At 66.8% G+C, this 6,790-nt stretch carries 5 protein-coding genes; all 5 read right to left on the bottom strand.

Features of this window, described 5'->3' with window-relative positions; all coding sequences use genetic code 11:
* Window positions 1–94 precede the first annotated feature (94 nt).
* Complete coding sequence (locus BMY90_RS00700; protein WP_092700441.1) at window positions 95–1,027, bottom strand: DUF1684 domain-containing protein; 933 nt, start codon at window positions 1,025–1,027, stop codon at window positions 95–97.
* Window positions 1,028–1,215: 188 nt separating this feature from the next.
* On the bottom strand, window positions 1,216–3,045 hold the full coding sequence (gene mutL, locus BMY90_RS00695; RefSeq protein ID WP_092700438.1) for a DNA mismatch repair endonuclease MutL: 1,830 nt from the start codon (window positions 3,043–3,045) through the stop codon (window positions 1,216–1,218).
* A 78-nt stretch (window positions 3,046–3,123) separates the two neighbouring features.
* Entirely contained in the window at window positions 3,124–4,587 is a 1,464-nt protein-coding gene (locus tag BMY90_RS00690) for an N-acetylmuramoyl-L-alanine amidase (RefSeq protein WP_092700435.1), read from the bottom strand.
* Window positions 4,588–4,767: 180 nt separating this feature from the next.
* Window positions 4,768–5,259: a tRNA (adenosine(37)-N6)-threonylcarbamoyltransferase complex ATPase subunit type 1 TsaE gene (gene tsaE, locus BMY90_RS00685; protein ID WP_092700432.1), complete on the bottom strand. Its 492-nt coding sequence runs from the start codon at window positions 5,257–5,259 to the stop codon at window positions 4,768–4,770.
* The gene (locus tag BMY90_RS00680; RefSeq protein WP_092700429.1) at window positions 5,252–6,736 is read right to left on the bottom strand and encodes an NAD(P)H-hydrate dehydratase; all 1,485 of its coding nucleotides are present in this window, start codon (window positions 6,734–6,736) and stop codon (window positions 5,252–5,254) included. The genes tsaE and BMY90_RS00680 overlap by 8 nt, the downstream gene beginning before the upstream one ends.
* Window positions 6,737–6,790: the final 54 nt, after the last annotated feature.

The raw sequence follows: 6,790 nt of genomic DNA, 5'->3' as shown, positions 1-6,790 counted from the left end.
GGGGAGAGGAAGTCACGGCGCACCGCGGCTGCTCAACGCTTGGTGTTCTCCCTCTCCCCTCCGGGGAGAGGAAGTCATCGCGAACCGCAGTTTCTCAGTGATCCCCGCCGCGATACTTTTTCTCGCCGGCGGTCACCGCGATATCCAGCCGGTTTTCCGGCGGTGCCAACGGGCACGTGGCGAACGGCGTGAAGGCACATGGCGGGTTGTAGGCCCGGTTGAAATCCAGCACCAGCTTGCCCGGCTTGTCGATGCCACCCGCGGGTAACGCTGCGTAGAGGAAGCGCGCGGCACCGTAGGTCTGCTTGCCCGACGTCTTGTCGGCCAGCACGAAGAACAACTCGCCGCCGGGCTCTTCCTGGTACGGCAGCAATTCGAAGGTCTGGCCGTCACGCTGAAACACGGCCTTGCCCGGGATCTTCACCGTGTCGATGGTTCCGATCGCCGTGCCCATCTGCAGGTCATGCGGCGGATCGAACGGCACCCAGTCGGCCTCGATGCGCCACGACGGATCGATCGGAAAATAGTCAATGCCGACGAAGTCACGGCGCGCCGCGGCATCGCTGTCTTTCACCCGCAACGCCCTGCGCCCGTCACGATCGATCACGAAGAAATTCGCATGGCCGAAACGCACCGTGGTCGGTGCGGCATCGCCACTGACGTGCATGTCATCGACCAGGGTTGCCGATTCGAGCTGCTGGCCATCGATGGTCGCATCCACGCCCTTCGCCAACGCGATACGGGTCGTCCCGTCGGCGGCCACCGTCACGACGCCAAGATGCGCAGGACCGGCCTTCAGCACGATGTCGTTGTCGGCCGCACTGCCGACGCGATTCGCACCCTCGTGCAGCCATTCCAGGCCGATCAGGCTGAGCCAGCCGTCGGGCGCCGTGAGTCGCGCCACGCGGGCGGCACGCCACTGTTCGACTTGCTGCGTGTAGGCAGTGCTGGAATGGGGAACATCAGTGGCATGCACGGCGGCGACTCCGGGAATCAAGGCAAGAAGAAAGGCGGCGACACGCAACATGGGGGCGATCCGCGGCAATGGAAGGCTTGAGTATGGACGTCCAAACGCTGGACCGACAAGCCTTGATGTCACAATCATTCCTGGTGCTATCCCGGAATCGCGCGGCGATATCCGGATCCAGCGCCTTTCCGGCGCACGACGTCAACGTCACCGGATTGCCACTTCGCGGCAATGACGAATCTCCACGTTTATCGCCCGCGCATGAACAACCGGTCCAGCTCGGACAGCGAAAGCTGCGTCCAGGTCGGTCGACCATGGTTGCATTGGCCGGAACGCTCGGTGGCTTCCATGTCACGCAGCAATGCATTCATTTCGGGAATCGACAGGCGCCGCCCCGCACGCACCGAACCATGGCATGCCATGGTGGAAAGCAGCTCGTTTTCCAGCTCCTGCAAACGGCGCGAACTACCGTGCTGGGCCAATTCGGCCAGCACGTCACGGGCGAGCTGGCCTACGTCGGCGCCCTCAAGCAAGGCCGGGATGCGCCGCACCACCACCCCGGACGGACCGCTGCGCGACAGTTCCAGCCCCCACTCGGCAAGGGCGTCGGCGTGCTCCTCGGCAGCAGCCGCCTCCTTCGCGCTGACCGCCAGGTTCAAGGGCACCAGCAGCAATTGCGAGCGCAGGTTGCTGCATGCACGTCCGGTCTTGAGCCTCTCGTAGGTGATGCGTTCGTGCGCGGCGTGCATGTCCACCAGCACCAGGCCCTGCGCATTCTCGGCGAGCACGTAGATGTTCTTGAGCTGCGCGATGGCGTAACCCAGCGGCGGCGCTTCCCCGGGTTCGCTTTCCGCCATCGGCGCGACGGCAGGTGCCGCGCGTGGAGGCTCGCCGACCAGTGCCGCGTAGTCGGCCAGCGGCTGGTCGCACACACCCAGCGTCAGTCGGCTCTGCGACGCGTGCGTCGGCCACGTTTGCATGGCAGGCAGGCCGGGCACGCGCTCACTGGAAGATGCACCCGATGTCGTCATGTGCAGGCGACCGTCGTCAGCCTGCGCATGCGATTCAACCTGCCCCGCGCGTGTCTGCGCCAACGCCTCGTGCAAGGTGCGGAACAGGAAGTCATGCACCAGCCGCTGCTCGCGGAAGCGCACTTCGTGCTTGGCCGGATGCACGTTGACGTCGACGCCGGCCGGATCAAGTTCCAGGTACAGCACGAAGACCGGATGGCGACCGTGGAACAGCACGTCCGCATAGGCCTGACGCACCGCATGCGTCACCACGCGATCGCGCACCAGCCGGCCGTTGACGTAGAAATACTGCGAGTCGGCCTGCGAACGCGAGGCAGTGGGCAAACCCACCCAGCCGGACAAACGCATGCCCGCAGCGGCATGTTCGACACGCAGGCTCTGTTGCGGAAAATCGGCGCCGAGCACTTCGGCCACGCGCTGCAACTCGGCCTGTTCGTCGCGCGCGGTCTTCCAGATGCGCACCGGCTTGCCGTTGTGACTGAGCCGGAACTCCACCGCGCCGCGCGCCAGCGCCAGCGACTTCAGCAAGTCGTCGATATGGGCGAACTCGGTGCGTTCGGCGCGCATGAATTTCTTGCGCGCCGGCACGTTGTAGAACAGGTCGCGCACTTCCACGCTGGTGCCCGGCGGATGCTGCGCGGGGCGCGCCGCCTGCAGCTTGCCGCCGTCGACCTCGATGCGGAACGCATTGTCCGCATCGCGCGGACGCGAGGTGAGCGCGAAGCGCGCCACCGACGACACCGAGGCCAGTGCCTCGCCGCGGAAACCCATGCTGGCGACGTGTTCGAGATCATCGAAGCTGCCGATCTTGCTGGTGGCGTGCGAGGCCACCGCCAGTTGCAATTCGTCCGGTGCGATGCCGCCGCCATCGTCGCGCACGCGAATCAGCCGCGCGCCACCGGCCTCGATATCCACCTCGATGCGCGTGGCGCCGGCGTCGAGACTGTTCTCGACCAGTTCCTTGACCACCGAGGACGGCCGCTCGATGACTTCACCGGCGGCGATCTGGTTGATGAGTGCGGGGGGGAGCGGGCGAATCTGGGGCATCGGCCAAGCTTAACCAGCGTGCCCCGACAACAAAAGCGGACGGCGGCGATGAATCCGCCCATCCGCCCCACGGGCCGTTCAGCCCGTGGGAATCATCAGCACCGTGCCGGCCTGCAGGCTGTTGCTGCTGATGCCGTTGGCGCTTTTCAGCGAGCTGACGCTCACGCCGTACTGGTGCGCGATGCTGCTCAGGCTTTCGCCGCGGGCGACGCGGTGCTTGTCGCCACCCTTGGCCGCGCCCGCACCGGATTTGGCCGAGGCGTCGACCGAAGCCAGTTGGACGCCCGCCCGACGCGCAGCCTGCGCGGCAAACCAGGTGCCCGGCGGCGGCGAGCTTTCGAAGTAATCCTTCACGCCGCCCATCACCGCCGTCGCTAGCGCGCGCTGGTGCTGGGGATTGCGCAGCTTGCGCTCTTCCGTCGGATTGCTGATGAAAGCGGTCTCGACCAGGATCGACGGCACATCGGGCGACCGCAGCACCACGAAGTTGGCGTGCTCGATGTGATCGCGATGGGTCGGCCCGAGCTGAGCCAGCGCCTTGAGCACATTGTTCGCCACCACGTCGCTGGCCTGCACCGCCCAGCCCTGCTGCATGTCCAGCAGCACGGAGGCGAGGCTGTCGTTTTCAGCCGCCAGCGACACACCGCCAATCAGATCGGAGCTGTTTTCGCGATCGGCCAGCAGCCGTGCGGCCACCGAGCTCTTGCCGCGCGAGGACAACACCCATACTGACGAACCGCGCGCATCGCTGCTGGTGTAGGAATCGGCGTGGATCGAGATGAACAGGTCGGCCTTGTCGGCACGCGCGATCTCATAACGTCGCTTGAGCGGAATGTAATAGTCGCCCGTGCGGGTAAGCACCGCCTTCATGCCCGGCTGCTTGTTGATCTGGGCCGCCAGATCACGCGCCACCGCCAGCGTCACGTTCTTTTCCAGCGTGCCGTCGGGGCCATGGGCGCCGGGATCCTTGCCGCCGTGACCGGCATCGACCGCCACGATCACCTTGCGCTCGCCACCGAGCAGCGCTGCCACCTGGCGGGAGTCCAGCTTCTTGAAATCGGAGACGCGATGAACCTCTGCCGTGGGGATCACGACCGGCTTGCCCATCGTCTTGGCCGTCGCAACCGTCTTGGTGGCTGCAGCGGCGTTGTCCGGATACAGATCGAGCACCAGGCGATAACCGGCCTTGCCGGAAGGGCCGAGCATGAAGTCGCGCGGATGACTGCCCGGCGCCACGTTCGCCGCCAGCTGCAAGGTGCCGCCCTCACGGGTATTCGTCATGCCCTTGAAGCGCCCTTGCGCCGCCGGGCCGTTGAAGCCGCCCGCCAGGCTGCTGGCCGGCAGGGCGATCACCACCTTGCCGTCCTGCTGGCTGAGCTTGTAATGCACCGGTCCGGACAGGTCGAACACCACGCGGGTGTAATCCGGCCCGGCCCAGACGCGTGCATCCTTCACTTCGGCCGCGCTGGAAGCACCGCACGGCATCGCTGTCGCCATTGCGACACCAGCCATCCACAGCAGACGCGTCAGGGTTCCGTTCATAGGGCAGCATTGAAGCGCAGCAAATGGACGATTGCAAGGGCTTTTCCCTTGAATATCCATAACCTGCACACTATTCGTCAGATCAGATCAAGCTATTGACCCTAAGCCGCGCTTTATGCAGGCAACCTTGGCAAGGCCACCGGCTCGATACTTTTTCCATACGAAACGATTACTTAGCCGTCAGCCCAGCCGTGCCAGCACCTGCCGCCCACGTGCGGTGAGCGGACGCAATGTCGCCTGCCGCCCCGCCCCGGCATAAGCCATGTCGATGACCATGTCCGCTGCCGGCAACGCGCCACGGCCCCGTTCGGGCCATTCCACCAGCACCAGGGCCGCCGGGTCGGCCAGGGCATCCAGGCCCAGCCATTCCAGTTCGCCGGGATCGGCAATGCGGTACAGATCGAGATGCCAGGCCGGGCGCCCCTGCGCCTCGTAGCCCTCGACCAGGCTGTAGGTGGGGCTCTTGATGCGTTCGCCCACGTTCAGCGCGCCGAGCAGGGCCCGGGCGAAGCTGGTCTTGCCGGCGCCCAGGTCACCGTGCAGGTACACCACCAGACCACCGCCTTGCAGTGCGCCAGCAAACTGCCGCCCTAGCGCCGTGGTGGCAACTTCGTCGACAAGCTCCCGATGGCGGGTGTTACCCGGGAGGGTGTGCGTGGACGTATCAATCATGTTCGAGTCCGTTTCCCAACAGGCGCAAATGTGGCAACAGGTCGCTGGCCAGCAGGCCACGCTCGCCCTGCCGCGCGGCGCAATCGCCGGCACGGGCATGCAGACCCACGCCAAGGCAGGCTGCCCGCCAGGCGTCGCAGCCTTGTGCCAGCAAGGCTGCGATGACGCCGGTCAGCAAGTCGCCCATGCCACCAGTCGCCATGCCCGGGCTGCCCCACGGGCAAACGGCCACCCGGCCTGCCGGATCGGCGATCAGGCTGCCGGCTCCCTTCAGCACCACGATCGCGTGGTAGCGAGCTGCCAGCGCCCGCACGGCGGCAAACCGGTCGGCCTCGACGTTTTCGGTGGTGTCGTGCAGCAACCGTGCCGCTTCGCCCGGGTGCGGCGTCAGCACGGTCGGACGGGTGAACTGACGCGGCTCATGGGCAAGCAGGTTCAGGCCATCGGCATCCAGCACCAGTGGCTTGCCGGTATCCAGCGCGGTGAGCCACAACGCGTGCCCCCACGCCCGTTGCCCCAAGCCGGGGCCCAGCGCCAGCACGTCGGCGCGCTCCAGCAGCGGCTCCAGTGTTTGCGGCCCATCCACGGCATGCGCCATCAACTCGGGACGCGCGCTGTTCAGTGCCAGCAGGTGTTCGGCGCGGGTCGCCACGCTTACCAGTCCGGCACCGCTGCGCAAGGCCGACTCGCCACACAGGCGGACGGCGCCAGCCGTGCCGTGATCACCGCCGATGGCCAACACGTGGCCATGGTTGCCCTTGTGCGCGGCGCGCGCGCGCGGCGGCAGGTGTTCGGCCAGCAGTATGTGAGCGTCGGCTGACATGCCTTGCCACAACGCATCGGGCAAGCCCAGCGTGTCCAGTTCCAATTGGCCCACGTGATCCGCCGCCTGCCCGGTGCGCAGCCCGCGCTTGGCAGCAATGAAACTGACCGTGACGGCGGCGCGCACGGCCACGCCCGGACAACGCCCACTGTCCGCATCGAGTCCCGAGGGAACGTCCAGCGCCAGCACCGGGGCATCGCCCACATTGAGGCGCTCGATCAAGGTGGCTGCATCGGCGTCGGGCGCCCGGTGCAAGCCGGTGCCGTACAGCGCATCGACGTGGACGTCCGCCGACGGCAACGCCTCGTGCGCATCCCAGTGCCGGACAATCCCACCCGCGTCGACCCAGGTCGCCCGCGCCTGTGCGGCATCGCCGTGGGCCGTATCCGCAAGCGCCAGCACGTCGACGCGCAAGCCTGCTTCGCGTGCCAGCGACGCCAACAGGAAACCGTCGCCGCCATTGTTGCCCGGCCCGCAATACACCGCGATGTGGCGGGCCTGTGGCCAGTGCCGGCGCAGGCTGGCCAGGCCGGCCCAGGCCGCGCGACGCATCAGCTCGATGCCGGGCACGCCGAGTTCGTCGATCGCCCGCCGATCCAGCGCACGGACTTGCTCGACGGTGTAGAGATCGTGGCTACGCGGGCTGCTTGGCATCGGCCAATTATAGGCCGCCGGGCGCGGGTACTGGCGGTGCCTTCTACAATGGCG

This window comes from Rhodanobacter glycinis, assembly GCF_900114325.1.
Classification (GTDB): Bacteria; Pseudomonadota; Gammaproteobacteria; order Xanthomonadales; family Rhodanobacteraceae; genus Rhodanobacter_A; species Rhodanobacter_A glycinis.
The sequence above is the reverse complement of the archived record's forward strand: the minus strand, read 5'-3'. Positions and strand labels throughout refer to the sequence as shown.

Bases quoted from the DNA above. Each gene is read 5' to 3' on its own strand.
- tsaE (WP_092700432.1), bottom strand. From the start codon at position 5,259: ATGATTGATACGTCCACGCACACCCTCCCGGGTAACACCCGCCATCGG.
- mutL (WP_092700438.1), bottom strand. From the start codon at position 3,045: ATGCCCCAGATTCGCCCGCTCCCCCCCGCACTCATCAACCAGATCGCC.
- BMY90_RS00700 (WP_092700441.1), bottom strand. From the start codon at position 1,027: ATGTTGCGTGTCGCCGCCTTTCTTCTTGCCTTGATTCCCGGAGTCGCC.
- BMY90_RS00690 (WP_092700435.1), bottom strand. From the start codon at position 4,587: ATGAACGGAACCCTGACGCGTCTGCTGTGGATGGCTGGTGTCGCAATG.
- BMY90_RS00680 (WP_092700429.1), bottom strand. From the start codon at position 6,736: ATGCCAAGCAGCCCGCGTAGCCACGATCTCTACACCGTCGAGCAAGTC.